The following is a 16,097-nucleotide window of genomic DNA, read 5'->3' as shown; positions in this document are numbered from 1 at the left end:
TCCTTCTTCCTTTTCATGTTCCTAAAAGAGGTTGGAACGCCATCTTTGAACACGCACTCACTAATAGTGTGGTATAATATAGCGTTTTTAAGTATACTCAAGGAACCAATACATGGAGGCATTATGAAACTTCGATCCCCCTCATACTTAATCAAGCTTATGTTATTTTCTGTCCTGATCGGAACCGTACCCGTTGTTGTACTCGGCACCTTTGCTTACTTAAACTCATCCCAGACGGTACAAGAAAAAGTAAACGAAAGCAATAAGCAGCTGCTGCAGCAAACCCAAATGCGAGTTGAGCAAATTCTTAAGACGATAGACGCTTCCGCTACGCAGCTGCTGCAATCACCAGTTGTCACATCTGCCTTTGATAATGAGATTTCCAGTAAGGATTTCGAATTAGTACGCGAGCTGTTCAAAGGAATCTCACTAATTCAAACCTATGAGCTCGGTACCAAGGATGTATTTCTATACAGCTTATCCCAAAACTGGATTGTTAATGGTAGCGGGGTTAATGAATACAGCGTCCCAGGTGCTAGATCTCAGATGGAAGCATTTTCCCGGCTTGCGGGAGGCTCTTTCTGGACAAGCGGCATGAATAAGGACATTGCTTATAATAGCGCAGATTCCCAAGGCTCGATACATTCTATTTATTTTGTAAAAAAATTTCCCTTTAACGCCATTAACCCGAAAGGAATAATAAGCGTTGAGCTTTTGCCGGATACGATTAAAGAGCTTGTTACGTTGCATAACGGAAAGACAGGCAGCACGTTTCTCCTGGATCAAAATTTCAACATCATTGGACACCATGATCGTGCGATGCTGGGGAATGACTTGTCCGGCGAAGCTTACTTAAAACCCATTGTGGAAACCGATGATGCCAATGGGCAATACAGAACCTCCAAGGAGGGTAAAGAAGTTACCGTTACTTACCGGAAGTCCTTATACAACGGTTGGAAATATGTCTCTATCGCTTCAATTGAGGAAATCAATGAACACAACAAAATTATCGGCTGGCTTACCCTATTAGTCAGCGTGGGCATTCTGCTGGTCACACTGATCCTCGCATGGTTAGGGTCGAAAAAAATGTATAGCCCCATTCAATCCATCTATACGGCTCTTACAAGAGAACCCTTTGCGGCTTCTACCGAAAACAAGAGAGGCGAACTTCAGTTCATTGGCGAACGCGTCGATTATTTAATTCAGAATCAATCCCTGCTGATGAATGAGCTGAAGGGTCAGCAAGTTCAGCTTAAGGAATTTTTTATGCAAAAATTGTTTAATGGCACTATCAAGTCTGACGAATTCAAGGCAAAATTGAGTTTGTACGGTTTTAAGCGTCATTGGCCTGTCATGTCCGTTCTTGCTGTGCAAATTGACACGCTTAAAGATACCAGATTTGAAGAGACGGATCGGGACCTGCTCATGTTTGCCATTAACAATATCGTCGGTGAATTGATCCCCGCCGAGCAAAGGCTTGTACCTATTGTAACCGCAGACTGCCAAGTCACGATAATCGGATCGCAGGAAAGTGATGCCGATTTCAAAGAGCAAATTTTTTCGCTCTCCGACACGATTCAAAAAGCAATTGTACAATACTTGAAAATTAAGGTAAGTATGGGGATCAGCCGCCCTTTTACTACGATGTCCGAAACGCCGCAGGCATTTCACGAAGCCGTAACAGCATTGAAGTACAGAGTTGGGCTCGGACAGGAGTCGATACTATTTATCGAAGACGTTCAGCCGCAAAGAAGCAATTTATATTTATTTCCGCAGGAGCGCGAGCAATCGCTTTTTGATGCTATGCGGACAGGCAATCTGGAGCAATCCGAACGGTCCTTAAAGGAATTTATGGGGGAGCTGTTTCAGCATCGCATACAGCATCAGGACTATCAGTTATCCTTACTTCGGTTATTGGTGGATATTATTCGATTTGGTCAGGAATTTTCAATTCCGACAGGTCTTATTAATCAAGACGAGGCTACATTAATTCAAACCTTATTTAATCTCAGATCCATTGAGGAGATTGAACAATGGTTTTGGACCACGTTCGTAGCGCCATTCATACTTGAGCTTGGCAGGAGAAGGGAATCTCAGTTTAAGCATATTTCGGAAGCTATCATTGATATAATTCATAGAGAATTCGACTCGGAGCTAACGCTTGAAGGGTGCGCTTCACGCATTAATTACCATCCTCATTATGTAAGTCGGGTATTCCGTCAAGAGACTGGCATTAATTTCGGTGAATACTTGACTCAATATCGAATGGAAACAGCGAAGAAGTGGCTGAAGGCAACCGACATGAAAATTTCTGAAGTCGCAGAGCGGTTGAGATACAATAACTCCGCCAATTTTATTCGCTCTTTTCGGAAAACTGTAGGTATGACTCCGGGACAATACCGGGAGGAAGGCTAGTACTCTATCTGAACAAAAACCAGTGCAGTTATCCGATAGCGTATGTAAGGTATCCGGCCAGCTGCACTGTCTGCAAGTATGGTAGTTTTGACGTTTGTCCGTCGGGCCCCACCAGTGCTGCCGAGAAGCAGGCATTTACAGGTTAAAGCTGCAGAAGGGGTTTGATTGCTACATCCGGTTTTTTGTTGCCTATTAAAGTTAACTTAAAATAGGTTGACAACTTATATCTACATAGTGTAGATTAACATAGAACTACATGATGTAGAGGAGGATTCGCATGACAAAATGGCTACGCATGTCTGATGCTGAGAAACAGATCATGGACATCATATGGGCAACCGGGCGACCTGTTACAACATCGGAGATTATCAGTAAACTACCGGAAGATAAGGCATGGAAGCAAAGTACAGTCCTTACGTTTTTAGCCCGGCTGATGGACAAAAACATGATTACAGCCACTCGGATAGGAAAAGCGAATCATTATGAACCTTGTATCACCGAACAGGGGTATCTGAATATAGAAACCAAGCAATTTATTAAAGAGGTTCATCGCGGTTCTGTCTCTGGATTAATTAGTGCGCTTTGCGACAGTGAGGATTTAACGAAGGAAGATATTGAAGACTTGATGAAAAGGCTGAAAGCGCAGTCCGAAAGATGATGGTGGAATTATGTTTCTCTTTACTCCTCATGTCCACCGTTGCTACGGCACTATATTTGGTTTTTAAATTTTTCATCAAAGTGACACAGAAGCATTTTACCGCTTCCTGGATCTATTATTCCCATGTCCTGCTCAGCACCTTTTTTCTCATTCCGTATTACAAGCTGTACGCCTATGCGAATGAGGATTTTAAGCAAATTGCTCACCATGGCTTAGAGACAACCACTGTCGCCACTCCGGTTCGTTCCGTGATTCAAAATTATATTACTTCTCAGAGCTTGCAAGAAGAAAGCTATGCTCCACTTGTTGGAACAAACAGCGCTGTTTCGTTTTCCATTAGTCTTTTACCCTATGTGTTTATAGCCGGAGCCTTTGCTTTTATTGTAGTTATCGTGTATCAGAATATAAGGTTTCATCGTCGTATGTTCAAAATATGTGAATGGACCGATGATCCTCTGATCATGGGGGAACTTGCGACATGCAGACAAACCATGGGGGTTAAACAAGAAATTCAGGTCTATTTATCACCCTATATCAGTACACCGTTCCTGTATGGGATTTTTAAACCACGAATCGTATTGGCTGCCAATATGGAGTTTACACCAGAACAATATCGCCAAATTTTTCTTCACGAGCTGACCCACTATAAGCGTTATGACATTGTACTAAAATGCCTAATGGTTTTCATTAACGCAACTCATTGGTTTAATCCATTCGTTTATTGGGCTAGACGGGACATAGATCGCTATTGTGAACTGTCCTGTGATGAGAAAATTGTTCCATACATGAATGATGCTGAAAGAAAAAGATATTGCGAATTATTACTTCATGTACTATGGAATGCTGTCAACCAAAAAGATGAGTTGTATTCCGCCTTCAGCGGCAAGCGAGACTATCTGGAGAGGAGAATTAGTATGATTATGAGAAGCAAACACTATAAGGGCAAGCAATCCGTTCGTGTCTTTACTGTCGCAATATTGCTTTCTGTTGCCTTCATAAGTACGGCTTTAGCCTATATCGGAAGTCATAATGAATCTCTTAAAATGGGCGATGAGCCAAAATCCGCTGCTAGTCCTGCAGGTGCCTATGTACCCGATAAGTCTATTATTCTCGAAGGTGAGGTTGGTACCACAATTCGCAAAGGTGACTTGGTTTTCGAAAGAATTGTAAGTGATAGCCGTTCATTTCCTGAACAAGCAGATGCCATTTTAGCCAATAATTCGCAAACGCATCTCATTAGAAATAGCAGAGGCAATGAATACTGCACGATATGGATCCAAAATGCGGCCAGTGGCCATCTTATATTTACAATAACAAAGGGTTCTCCTACTGGAACTGTGGTACCTGGTAGTATTGTGAAGATCCCCGCTTATACAACTTGGACTGTCTCTACTCTCAATCCTTTGAAGGCAGAAGCTTATTATGCCAACTTTACATCTGGGTCTGTTGATATGTCAGGTCAAGTCGCATTCACATTCTCGAAAAGGTAAGCGTCGGCACCGACTGTCCGCTTCGCTAACGGGCAGCTTAAGGCATCGCCAACAAAGTCCTTGTTATGTAAGGACGTTTATTCAGGAGATGGGGCCGATCTGGTGGAGTTGAATATGGATGGTTACATGCGAAAAATGCGCGGTAATGCCGGGAGAAGCCTGTCCATTGTAATAGGATCGTCGAAATTCCATTTGGCTTCCGTCACATAAACGTGTTGACTGTCAAATGAATTCCAGTAAGTGCTATTCATTACACGCATTGCTTCTTTTTTGGAACGCTCACTCTCATCCACTAATAGAAACAAACGGTCAGCATCATACTCGCTTATTTGCTCTAATTCAACAGCATAAAAGGGAATTCCGGATTCGATCATCTTCTTCACCTTGTCAGCAGGCTCAAACGCCATTGGGTGATAGAGTGTCAATGCAATTCCTTTCATCCCCATCACAAATAATCTACCTTCCGCAAAGACGAAAATTGCAGCCGTTTCCTTTGTTCCTTTATGGGCAGCAAGATGCTTCCACATTTCCTCAGATTTCCGCTTATGGCTCTCAATCCACTGCTGAGCGAGGTTTTGCTTGCCGAATAGCTTTGCTACTTGGATAATTCGAGAATAAGTCGGTTCATTTCTATCAATAGAGACGGTAGGGGCAATTTTGGACAGATCCTCCATTTCATCCTGTCGAAAGCTGCTATACAATATTAAATCCGGGTTCAGCGCCTTTATTTTGCCTGGTTCCCCCAATAAGCCGATATCTGAAATGTTGTGCAGTTCATTGCGATAAACAACCTTCTTGCCGATAACGGTCATATCCGCACCAACGGGTCTGATGCCCAGAGCAAGCAAATCTCCAAGTACATAACCAACCGCAACTACTCTTGAAAAGGGATTAGCGCCCTGGTCACTTACCGATTGATTATAGCTTCTAGTCCTCGCATATTGCTTCGGCGTCAGGCCCATCGTATGGCGGAACCTGCGTGCAAAATAATATTCATCCTTATAACCGACCCTGCGGGAAATTTCCCGCAAAGGATCGTCGGTCAGCAGCAATAGTTCCTTCGCCCGATTCATTCGCAGCTCTGTCAAATAATCGAGAGGCTTCTTGCCTGTCAAAGACTGAAATAAAGCGCTATATTGCCAGCGGGCTACGCCGGACATTCTGGATAGCTGCTCAACGGTAATTTCCTCCCGGTAGTGCTGAGCCATATAGGCTACGGTGCGCTCTACAGCCAGTGCCGCATCTGATGCGGAATTCGAAGCTGTGACATTGTCCATAAGCATAACAAGCAGCTCTTGCAGGCGAATTTGCTGCTTGAGCTTCTCGACTTCTTGATGGCTTTGATCGGTTGAAGCCACCTCTGCCATTTGTTCCAGCAAATCAACAAAACGGGACATGGAGGTCACATCGATCTTCGTCTCATAAGGCAGCTTTAATCCGATCTCATTAGCTGGTTGCTGCTCTCCCAAACGGTAGGCATCGAATGAAATGACGTACACCGCATCCAAATAATCACCATTTCCGCTTAATTCAATTTCTGCTTTCGCATCTGGTGCGAGCAGAAGGCACACTCCTTTATCGACATGGATGGAATGGCCCTCTAGATGAAGCTTGCCTTCGCTCTGGACAAAGGCCACGATGCGATGGCCCGACCGCTGTAAAGACTTGGCGGATGAATTGAGTGCTGAATCTACTATATGAACTTTCACAGGAACGTACAAATAAGGAAGTAACGGGGAAGCCGATGGTTCATCTGGTTCTAACAATGGATAGTCATTCATCAGCGGACCCCTTTTAATCATTATGATTATAATAGTATATCGGAATATAAATAGCCTATCAAGAAATTAGCTGCGCTCTTCATTTTGTCCAAAAAAAAATCAGACATTTCTCTATTGTTATTATCGAAGAGAATTCTTAGTATTATTGATGATAATAATCATTCTCAATATAAAAAGGGGTACCTACTTAAATGTTCAGAATAAAAGGAAACACATTCGTCCCTAAGATAGCCATGCTACTAGCCTTGCTTATGCTGGTAATAGGATGCACACAGCAAAACGCTGCTTCGACCGACACTAAGGAAATGGTAACAAGCGATACAGCCCAAACGAATAAAGCGATCACCGTTGCGTGGCTGAGAGATATAGGACCCTTGAATCCTCATGTTTATTACCCATCGCAATTATTTGCCCAATCAATGCTGTACGAGCCACTGGTCAGCTATAAAGAGGGCGGTCAGCTTAAGCCCTATTTGGCTGAGTCATGGACCATTTCAGCTGATGGCAAAGAATACACCTTCAAGCTTCGCAAAGATGTCAAGTTCTCAGATGGATCATCCTTTAACGCTTTTCTTGTAAAAAAGAATTTCGATGCGATCATGGTAAACAAAAGCGTTCATAGCTGGGTCGGATTAGTAAAGGTGCTTAAACAAACGGAAGCTGTGGACGAGCATACGTTTAAAATAACTTTGACTGACCCCTACTATCCGACCTTGCAGGATTTGGCGATCGTGCGGCCTTTCCGTTTTCTTGCAGAAGCTGGATTCCCGGATGATGGGAACACTACCAAAGACATAAAGAAACCAATAGGTACTGGACCTTGGCTGCTTGCCGATTATAAGCAGGATCAGTATGCGGTATTCACCAGAAATCCGAATTATTGGGGAGATGTTCCCAAAATTGACAAGATAACCGTTAAAATCATACCTGACGGTGAAACGCGAGTGCTGGCTTTTGAGAAGGGCGAGCTGGATCTGATTTTTGGCGAAGGGGCCATTAGCATGGATGCCTTCCAGCAATTGAAAGCTTCGGGCAAATATGAAACCGAATTATCCGAGCCTGTAGGTACAAGAAGCCTGCTGCTAAATACATTAAATGAAAAGCTGGCAGACCACCGGGTGCGGCTTGCTCTTCAGCACGGCTTCAACAAAGCAGCCATGGTGAAGGGGATAACCGGAGATGTAGAGGAAAAGGCAGACAACATTTTGTCCAAAAACTATCCTTACTCCAATATCAACGCCCAGCCGATCAACTATAATGTTGATAAAGCTAAGGCCTATCTGGAAGAAGCCGGTTGGAAGCTGAAGGCGGGCCAAACCGTAAGGGAAAAGGACGGACAAAGGCTGGAATTAGAGTTAATGTATGATAAGGGCGATCTCATTCAAAAAACGATGGCAGAAACCATTCAGTCTCAATGGGGAGAAATTGGGGTTAAGCTGAACCTCTCAAGCGTTGAGTTAGCCGTTATACCCAAACGGTTGAGAGAGGGCCAATTCGACATCCACTTCTGGTTCAATTATGGTGTACCTTATGATCCGCACTCGTTAATCAATTCTGTAAGCGAGCCGAACTTCGGCATTTCCGAAGCCCACAGCCGTATCCCGATGAAGGCAGAGCTGGATCAGCAAATTCATGCGGCACTGGCTTCAACGGATGAGACCAAACGCCAGGAGCTGTACACGTCTATTTTGAAAACATTGCATGAGCAGTCGGTTATCCTGCCTATTTCTTATATTAAACAAACGGTGGTTTACCAGAAAAAAATCAAAAACTTTAAATTTCCGGCAAGCCGTTGGGATCATCCCTTTGATGGAATTACAATCAAACCGTAACGAACAGGAGGTCCCTTCCATTATATGAGCAGCTATATCGGGAAGCGATTTCTGGCAATCATCCCTATGGTTCTTTTTGCGACACTCATCACGTTTATACTCATTCATCTTTCGCCGGTCGATCCGGCGGAGGCTTATTTTTCAGCAGCACATATTAAACCAACCGAAGAGCTGCTATCCGAGAAACGGCATGAGATGGGGCTGGATATGCCGCTGCTAGTACAATATGGACATACTGTAGCACGTATAGCCCAGCTTGATTTTGGCACCTCGTATCTTTCGGGTAAACCTGTCTGGCAAGAGGTAAGGCTTCGCTTGCCCGCTACGCTGCAGCTTGCCCTAAGCAGTATGTGCTTCACGATTGTGGTCAGCGTCCTGCTTGGGTATGGATCGGCGATTTATAAAAATAGCTGGGTGGACTATTTCAGCAGATTGCTTTCGTATTTCGGCGCCTCGATCCCGCAGTTTTGGCTTGGGTATTTGTTGATTTTCTTCTTCTCTGTTCAGCTGGATTGGCTGCCTGTAGATGGAATCGGCACTTGGAAGCATCTCGTTCTTCCTTCCTTAACGTTGTCTTTGGGACTCATCGCCATCTATACTCGACTGCTGCGGGAAAGCATATTGGAGCAATTGCAGGAATCTTATGTGCTGTACGCGCGGACGAGGGGAATGAAGGAAAAAACGATTATTTTGAAGCATGTTATGAAAATTGCAATTTCTCCCGTCATTACCGGTCTTGGCATGAATTTAGGCAAATTGCTGACAGGAACGATTATCGTAGAGCAGCTGTTTTCATGGCCCGGATTTGGACGTTATTTCGTAGAGGCCATTTTTAATCGGGACATTCCCGTTATTCAATGCTACGTAGTTCTCGCAGCCTGTCTGTTCCTTATAAGCAATCTGCTCGTTGACTTGGTGCAAATGTATATGGACCCGAGAATTTCGTTGAAGGGAAGAAGCGTTCATTGATTGCAGCCATTCACAATACCTTCAAAGGAAGGAAGACAATTGCGGTATGCTCCTCTGTACTGCTGCTTTGCTTTCTTATTACGATTCTAGCGCCATGGATCTCGCCGCATGATCCAGTTAAGGTCAATCTGGAGCTTAAGCTGCAGCCGCCTTCATCCGACTATTTATTAGGAACCGATCACTTGGGACGCGACAATTTATCTCGTCTCCTGTTTGGGGCCCGAATATCGTTGGGTCTTGTTTCCATGGTCTTTATGGCTTCATTAGGAATGGGGCTTCTCGTTGGAACGGCGGCAGGCTACAGAGGCGGCTGGATCGATTATGCTGTCATGCGGTTTTGCGATGGGGTTATGGCTTTTCCAAATCTTGTGCTCGTATTGGGGATTGTTGGTATCTTTGGTCCTGGAATTATGCAAGTCGTGCTAGCCCTCCTGTTTGTGCAATGGGTATATTATGCGCGAATGTTTCGCGGACTCGTTGTCAGCTTGAGAGAACGGCAATTTATAACCGCTGCGCGGATTAGCGGCTCCTCTTCATGGAAGATTATCAGATTACATATAATTCCAAATGTACTGCCACCCATTATCGTCATCGGCACTCTGGAAATGGGCTGGGCGATTATGGATATTTCTGCTCTATCCTTTCTCGGTCTGGGCATTCAAGCACCTACACCCGAGTGGGGAGCCATGATTCATGAAGGCAAAGCCTTTATTCGCAGCCATCCCGAATTAATGCTGTATCCAGGACTGCTTATTTTGCTTGTTGTTATTAATTTCAATTTGCTGGGAGAAGCTTTATCCAGTCATTTTGGGGTAAAAAAACATTTTTGAACAGGAATGAGACCTACGATGGAAGAGCCTCGCAAAGTGATGCAGGTAAGCGGTTTGAGCGTCACCATGAAGACGAAGCAGGGCTTGCTCCCGCTCATTCACAATATTCATTTTGATTTGAAGCAAGGTCAGGTGCTTGGTCTTGTCGGAGAAAGCGGCAGCGGCAAAACCGTTACCTGCAGCTCCTTGCTGCAATTGTTAGGTCAACAAGCTATCAGGGAAGGCAGCATTCAATTAAACGGACGTGAGCTGAACGGCTTGAGCCAGCAAGAGATGCAGCGTATTCGAGGCAAAGAGATTGGCTTTATTATGCAAAATCCGATGAATGCCTTTACACCCGTGTATACGATTGGCCATCAATTTATAGAAACTATCCGTATGCATTGCAAAATGAGCAAAAAACAAGCATTCGAGCTGGCAGCTGTTTGTCTGGAAAATGTAAACTTGCCTGATCCTTCAAGTCTCATGAAGCTGTATCCTTTTCAACTGAGCGGGGGCATGCTTCAGCGGGTCATGATTGCCCTTTCCATGTGTCTGAAGCCTGCCGTCGTAATCGCCGATGAGCCAACGACTGCTTTGGATGTGGTCAACCAGCTTCAGGTGTTAAAGCAGCTTGAACGGCTGAGATCGGAATACGGTACAACGATTTTATTAATTACCCATGATTTGGGCGTCATTGCGGAGATGGCGGATGAAGTTATCGTCATGCATCAAGGGTCTATCGTTGAACAAGCCGATGTATTTGAACTGTTCGATGCTCCCAAGAACGACTATACAAAAACTTTGTTAAACGCCAGGCTAAAGCTGCCTGCTTCGTTGACAATGAGGACATGATCGTAAATGTAATTTAGCAAACGGGGTAGAACCATATGAGCTTGCTGCAAGTAAAAGAAATCACCCTTGCTTATGGAAAATCCGGACTGTTCGGCTTATCGCGTCGAGGTATTCCCGTCCTCTCCAATGTCTCTCTAACGATTGATGAGGGTGTTTGTCTCGGTCTGCTTGGAAGCAGCGGCGCAGGGAAAAGTACGCTTGGCAAAGTTATTTTGGGCTTAGAGAAGCCATCGCATGGCCAAATTATTTTTCAAGGAAAAGATCTTTACAACATGAGTGCTTCTGATCGAAAGCAGGCCAGAAGGGATTTGCAAGTCGTGTTTCAGGATTGTTATTCCTCGGTAAATCCACGAATGACCGTAGAACAGATCATTGGAGAGCCGCTGGATAACTACGAAATCAGGTCACCGAGCAAACAAAAGCATGCAATTGGTGAGCTGTTGGAGATGGTCGGCTTAAAGGCGGAGGATATGACCAAATATCCGAATCAATTCAGCGGTGGACAGCTGCAAAGAATTAATATCTCCAGAGCGATTGCCTTAAAGCCGAAGCTAATTGTACTGGATGAATCGGTAAGCAGCCTCGATATGGTTACCCAAACCCAAATTTTGGATTTATTGAACGATTTAAAACGCTCATTTGGGCTTTCTTACTTATTTATTACACATAATTTGGAAGCTGCCTATGTTCTGTCAGATCGGTTAGCCGTGTTAGACCAAGGTGAACTGGTTGAAATGTTTGCGGAAAAGGAACAAATCTTCACTTCGCCACATCCTGCTGTACAAAGTCTGCTGCAATCTGTTCTAGCCGACCATCCGGGAAATCGGAAAGTAAGAAACGTTCAGCAAACTACTTAAGTGTGTGAGGCATAACCACGAGGCGATTCAACGTGGCAGCCAACACACTTTTTTACGTGATGGCCTCTGGCCACTGTGCCGTACTTGAAAGGAGTAAGTTTACCACTATGAGCACAAATCTGTCCGTATCCTCACCTTTTATTAGACTTTATGTCATTACGTTTTTGTTTTTCAGTGCAAATCCCATTATCAATATTGTTGTTCCGCTGCGTGGTGAAGCCGAAGGGGCAAGCAATACCGAAATTGGTATCATGATGGGCGCTTATATGATGACCAGCATGCTGTTCCGCCCATGGGCGGGCAACGTTGTCTACCGCTTTGGCCCACTATTCGTGCTGCGTATTTTATTAATGGCAAACTTCGTTATTTTGGCTCTTTATACACAATCCGGTCTGGAATGGTACTTTGTTCTTCGTGCTCTGCAAGGCATTACGACAGCTTTTTTCTCCTTAGCCTTGCAAATGGGCCTTGTCGACACGTTACCCGAAAAAGAGCGTTCGCAAGGCATCTCACTGTATTTGTTAGCAGGCATGCTGCCTACCGTAATCGGACCCATGGTCGCTTTATATTTGTGGGATTGGGGCGGGATGAAGGCGTTCGCTTCTGCCATGCTCATAGTTGGCCTTGCATCCAGCGTTATAGGATACCATTCGCCACTTCCGTCCCGTATGATCAGTAACGATGACGGGAAGCCAAAAAGCTCCATGATGGCCCAGCTCAGCCAATTATGGAGCAATCGCGCCTTTCTCGTATGCAGTATGGCTATGCTCATTGCTTCCGCAGGCTTTGGCGCTGTTGTAACGTTCATTGTGCTGTATACACAACAAAGCGGAGTCGGCAATGCCGGCCTCTATCTCATGGTTCAGGCGGGCGTCATCGTATTATCCAGATTTGCTCTTCGCAAAAAAGTACCTTCAGAAGGGAAATGGCATGCCCCTTTAGTTATCAGCCTGCTGCTGTGCTTAACCGTAGGCATTCAGCTATTAGCCATGTCTATACATTATGGAGCAGCCCTTATGTATGCGTCGGCTGTATTAAACGGACTTGGCATGGCACTGCTGTATCCAACGTTAATGACGTATTTAACCTTTGTGCTGCCAGCGGCTTCCCGCAATACGCTTATTGGTATATTTATTGCGGTATCAGACCTTGGCGCCGTGCTCGGCAATATGGCAATGGGACCGATTGCTGACCATTGGTCATATTCGTTGATGTATAGCGTATGTGCCAGCCTGCTGCTTGTCGCTGCTGGAGTTGTATACGTAATCGGGCGTCGCTTGAATAGACATTGACAAGACGTTTCTCGAAACATTTCATTACCAGTGTTTTTATTAATTCTCTATGATTTATATCACTTACGTTCTTAACCTAACAACTTATAATCAGTTCTATAAGCAGCTAAAGTTAATAACGAATAGGTGGGGGTATGATTTATGGAGTTAATGAAAAATACAGAACCGAAAAACCAATTTAGCGGACTTGGCCTTGTTATTTTCCTGATGGGTGTGATTACGTTCGGCCCTTTTATTTATTTTATGATTAGCTGGGCGCTTGGCAATGTGCCTCTGGTTTCTGGGGGAAGTGTACATTAATTATTTGTAAAATTATGGATAAACTATCTTGTTGATAGCATACGGAAAAAAATCCTCCAGCTGCCTCTGTGGCGACTGGGGGACTCCGTTAAAAAGGACATTCCATTTTCCATCATATCGAAGCTGCCAGCTTGGCAATTTCCGCTTTTTCCTCCGGGAACTTAGTGGTAAAGGAATCATAGATTTGTTGATCATTTTGCCCTAATTTTTGCAAGGCTGCCAAGTACCATCTCACGATCATACGTGAAATGGGCGCATCCGATTGAAGGCCGGCATTCAGTCGCAGTACATCTGCCGCGCCTTTGTAATCCTGCCGTTCCGCGTAAATTTTCCCTATCGCTAATGAAATGCCGGGAGTAACATCAAATGGCTCCCCTTGCATCTGTCCTTTGGGAAGGCTTTTTAAAGACTCCTTACGGGTCAGCACCTGCTGGTAAGTCTCAACAGCTTGATTCCATAGCTTGACATTCAATTCCTTGTTGCTATCCGTTCTCGCACGGTCACCCAGCTCAGCATAAAGACCAATCGCACGTTCATACCAGTTCTGTCCGCCTTGTCGAATATTAATACCCCAGCTATTATTACGCAGGTTTCTCTCTGTCACGGCTAAAGCCTCGTTTAATTTCCCTTCCGTAATGTACTGGTTATACTCAGTCTCAAGGCTTTCTTTATTATAGGGCTCCTTCTGCTTCAACAGCTCCAAATAGGTTTTGGCCTCTTCGTTCAGGCTAGCATTTTTAGTTTGATTGTAAGCTTGATACAGCAGGCTTAGCTTTAGATTCACATAATCTGGATGAGCAGGTGTCGCGGCCAAGGCAGCATTCATCGGTTTCATCACATCTTCAAAACGAACCTGTTCGCTGCTCTGCAGCTTTTCTAGTGTCGCCATGTACTGCCGATTACCATTTAACTCTTTAAGTCCGGATACCATGACAACAATCGAGACAACACCGATCAAGAACGGGTATATCCAGCGTGCTTTGCCTTCATTTATGCGACCGAACAGAGCTTTTTCCTTGATTAATGAGGGGATGAACCGCAAGCTTGCAGCCAAACCACCCAGAGAAAGGAACACAACCGAAGCCAGATAAGCATAGCTCATTTCAAAATCAAGTAGGCTATGGATCAAAATCGATACGGAAACGATATAGAAAACCTGATAGCCGCCCCGATCTTCGATGTTTTGCTTGAAGTACTGCCTGATATACAAATAATAAATAGTAATGAGCAGAACAGACAGTAGCAGTATTCCAATCAAGCCGGTTTCAACCCCATATTGCAGGAAAAAGTTATGGACTTGTTTAACGATATAAGGATTGTTTTGATACTGCTGATATAAAATCGTCCATGCGCCACCCCCGGCTCCAGTAATGGGGTAATCACCTACCAATTTCATAGAATCCTTATACATGGTCAAACGTTCTAGAACACTATGCTGCTGGAAATTAATCGACTGCAGTCGAGTCTGTAATTCTACGGGCAGGAGCCTGGAAACAAAATTGTTTCCCGACAGCAGTATAGCCCCGAACAAGCCCGCTACAATCAGAATGATCGGAATAAACAGATTGGCTAACCGATATTTGTTAATCGCAAGCGTTCGCTGCTCCAGCTTCGGCACCGCGTATCGTTGAATAACCGTAATGACCAGTCCCGCTAGTATCGATACGGAGCCTACAATCAGCCAGCCCTTTAACGACTCAGAATCAAACAGGCTGAGTAGAGCAGGTTGAAGGGGGTCACCCGCTGTTACTTGCTGAAAGATACGGGTCGTAAGACTTCTTATCGGCTCAAGAATCAGCAGCGCGCCGATGGCTCCAATTATCGCATACACAAAAAAACAAATCTGCTGTATGAATCTGAAAAAAGGTAAAATAGCCAGCGCAATCAGAGGCAATACGACTAATCCACCTCTGGAAAGTGTGAGAAGGAACGACACAAGCAGCGGCACTATCATAACCGCGTGGATCGAGACCATATACCATTTGCGTTCATTCATTAACAGCCACAAAGCAGATAGTAGAATGGCCAGCAAATAAGCGGCATACGCATTGGCATATTGAAAAACCGAAGTTAACCTCAGTCCTTGATCGGATAGCATCACCGCATCCCTAAAATAGGCATTGCCAAACATATTCATAAAACAATAAATGACAGCGACGTAACCAGCTAATACGATACCGTTTTGAATAATTCGTGCGCCGAGCTTGTCCTTGGCAAAAGCTGCGGCTAATACAAAAAAGATACTATACATCACATTTAACATAATCATACTGGAGGCATAGTGGCTTGAAACAGCATGGAAGGATGCGAGAATGTAAGCAGCGGGTATTGTCCATATCCATAGCCCGAGCACATCACTGACATCCGTTAATTTCCAATGGTAAGCTTGATAAATGCTGAGTACAAACAGCATGATCCCAGCCCAAATTAACGCAGAATTCAATGCGTATTCGTATTGTACGGTGTAGCCGTAAAAAAGCCCGGTTTGAAACAACCATACGAACAAAAATACGATAATTAATGCAAGCGAAAGCCAATACAGCAGAGATCTTTCCTTAAAGCTCTTGTTTCCTCGTTCCCTGTCCTTTTTGTATGAATGGGGTATTGATGATGCTGCCATACCTAACCTCTTTCCAAGAAAATTTTGTCTTTTTTTGATTCACATATCATCTAATATTTTCCACCCCATTAGACGTAGCAAGCCCTACATTTGTTTCATTTTCTGGAATATTTATATTCTTAAATATTGCTCTTCCCGAAGTTATACGGATTCGATTCCAGGAACTCCTCTTAGCTTGGATGATTTATGTTTAAACTGTAGATTGTGATTGCCGCTATG

12 protein-coding genes are annotated in these 16,097 nt (G+C 44.3%); 10 read left to right on the top strand and 2 right to left on the bottom strand.

The genetic code is table 11. The features are described from left to right. Positions 1-123: 123 nt before the first annotated feature. The 3 genes from LRL21_RS08780 (at position 124) to LRL21_RS08770 (ending at position 4,563) form a co-directional block, all read left to right on the top strand. Positions 124-2,415: a helix-turn-helix domain-containing protein gene (locus LRL21_RS08780; RefSeq protein WP_240415397.1), complete on the top strand. Its 2,292-nt coding sequence runs from the start codon at positions 124-126 to the stop codon at positions 2,413-2,415. Between the two features lie 277 nt (positions 2,416-2,692). Then, positions 2,693-3,073 carry a BlaI/MecI/CopY family transcriptional regulator gene (locus LRL21_RS08775; protein ID WP_240415396.1) on the top strand — a complete coding sequence of 127 codons (381 nt, stop codon included), beginning with the start codon at positions 2,693-2,695 and terminating at the stop codon, positions 3,071-3,073. Then, the gene (locus LRL21_RS08770; protein WP_240415395.1) at positions 3,070-4,563 is read left to right on the top strand and encodes a M56 family metallopeptidase; all 1,494 of its coding nucleotides are present in this window, start codon (positions 3,070-3,072) and stop codon (positions 4,561-4,563) included. The genes LRL21_RS08775 and LRL21_RS08770 overlap by 4 nt, the downstream gene beginning before the upstream one ends. Positions 4,564-4,685: 122 nt before the next feature. Here LRL21_RS08770 and LRL21_RS08765 read toward each other — a convergent pair whose 3' ends face one another. After that, a complete protein-coding gene (locus LRL21_RS08765; protein ID WP_240415394.1) occupies positions 4,686-6,344 on the bottom strand; it encodes a helix-turn-helix domain-containing protein in 1,659 nt (552 codons plus the stop codon). A 191-nt stretch (positions 6,345-6,535) separates the two neighbouring features. On the opposite strand from LRL21_RS08765, the gene nikA reads away from it, so the two are divergent. The 7 genes from nikA (at position 6,536) to LRL21_RS08730 (ending at position 13,258) form a co-directional block, all read left to right on the top strand. Then, the gene (gene nikA, locus LRL21_RS08760; protein WP_240415393.1) at positions 6,536-8,176 is read left to right on the top strand and encodes a nickel ABC transporter substrate-binding protein; all 1,641 of its coding nucleotides are present in this window, start codon (positions 6,536-6,538) and stop codon (positions 8,174-8,176) included. Between the two features lie 24 nt (positions 8,177-8,200). Beyond that, positions 8,201-9,145, top strand: coding sequence for a nickel ABC transporter permease subunit NikB (gene nikB, locus LRL21_RS08755; RefSeq protein WP_240415392.1), 945 nt, complete (start codon positions 8,201-8,203; stop codon positions 9,143-9,145). After that, positions 9,142-9,975: a nickel ABC transporter permease subunit NikC gene (nikC, locus tag LRL21_RS08750; protein WP_240415391.1), complete on the top strand. Its 834-nt coding sequence runs from the start codon at positions 9,142-9,144 to the stop codon at positions 9,973-9,975. Before nikB ends, nikC begins: the two co-directional genes overlap by 4 nt. Positions 9,976-9,993: 18 nt before the next feature. Further along, positions 9,994-10,809, top strand: coding sequence for a nickel import ATP-binding protein NikD (nikD, locus tag LRL21_RS08745; protein ID WP_240415390.1), 816 nt, complete (start codon positions 9,994-9,996; stop codon positions 10,807-10,809). 35 nt (positions 10,810-10,844) lie between these two features. Then, a complete protein-coding gene (gene nikE, locus LRL21_RS08740) occupies positions 10,845-11,666 on the top strand; it encodes a nickel import ATP-binding protein NikE (RefSeq protein WP_240415389.1) in 822 nt (273 codons plus the stop codon). Between the two features lie 107 nt (positions 11,667-11,773). Beyond that, positions 11,774-12,958: a staphylopine family metallophore export MFS transporter CntE gene (gene cntE, locus LRL21_RS08735; protein WP_240415388.1), complete on the top strand. Its 1,185-nt coding sequence runs from the start codon at positions 11,774-11,776 to the stop codon at positions 12,956-12,958. Positions 12,959-13,099: 141 nt separating this feature from the next. Next, entirely contained in the window at positions 13,100-13,258 is a 159-nt protein-coding gene (locus tag LRL21_RS08730; RefSeq protein ID WP_240415387.1) for a hypothetical protein, read from the top strand. A gap of 112 nt (positions 13,259-13,370) precedes the next feature. Here LRL21_RS08730 and LRL21_RS08725 read toward each other — a convergent pair whose 3' ends face one another. Further along, positions 13,371-15,878, bottom strand: a complete 2,508-nt coding sequence (locus LRL21_RS08725) for an O-antigen ligase family protein (RefSeq protein WP_240415386.1) — start codon at positions 15,876-15,878, stop codon at positions 13,371-13,373. Between the last annotated feature and the right edge of the window lie 219 nt (positions 15,879-16,097).

This window comes from Paenibacillus periandrae, assembly GCF_022458865.1.
Lineage (GTDB): Bacteria > Bacillota > Bacilli > Paenibacillales > NBRC-103111 > Paenibacillus_S > Paenibacillus_S periandrae.
This window is presented reverse-complemented; position numbering and strand designations above follow the sequence as displayed.

Coding starts and splice junctions, on each gene's coding strand:
- nikD (WP_240415390.1), top strand. CDS start 9,994: ATGGAAGAGCCTCGCAAAGTGATGCAGGTAAGCGGTTTGAGCGTCACC.
- LRL21_RS08775 (WP_240415396.1), top strand. CDS start 2,693: ATGACAAAATGGCTACGCATGTCTGATGCTGAGAAACAGATCATGGAC.
- LRL21_RS08770 (WP_240415395.1), top strand. CDS start 3,070: ATGATGGTGGAATTATGTTTCTCTTTACTCCTCATGTCCACCGTTGCT.
- nikB (WP_240415392.1), top strand. CDS start 8,201: ATGAGCAGCTATATCGGGAAGCGATTTCTGGCAATCATCCCTATGGTT.
- LRL21_RS08780 (WP_240415397.1), top strand. CDS start 124: ATGAAACTTCGATCCCCCTCATACTTAATCAAGCTTATGTTATTTTCT.
- LRL21_RS08730 (WP_240415387.1), top strand. CDS start 13,100: ATGGAGTTAATGAAAAATACAGAACCGAAAAACCAATTTAGCGGACTT.
- cntE (WP_240415388.1), top strand. CDS start 11,774: ATGAGCACAAATCTGTCCGTATCCTCACCTTTTATTAGACTTTATGTC.
- nikE (WP_240415389.1), top strand. CDS start 10,845: ATGAGCTTGCTGCAAGTAAAAGAAATCACCCTTGCTTATGGAAAATCC.
- LRL21_RS08765 (WP_240415394.1), bottom strand. CDS start 6,344: ATGAATGACTATCCATTGTTAGAACCAGATGAACCATCGGCTTCCCCG.
- nikA (WP_240415393.1), top strand. CDS start 6,536: ATGTTCAGAATAAAAGGAAACACATTCGTCCCTAAGATAGCCATGCTA.
- LRL21_RS08725 (WP_240415386.1), bottom strand. CDS start 15,878: ATGGCAGCATCATCAATACCCCATTCATACAAAAAGGACAGGGAACGA.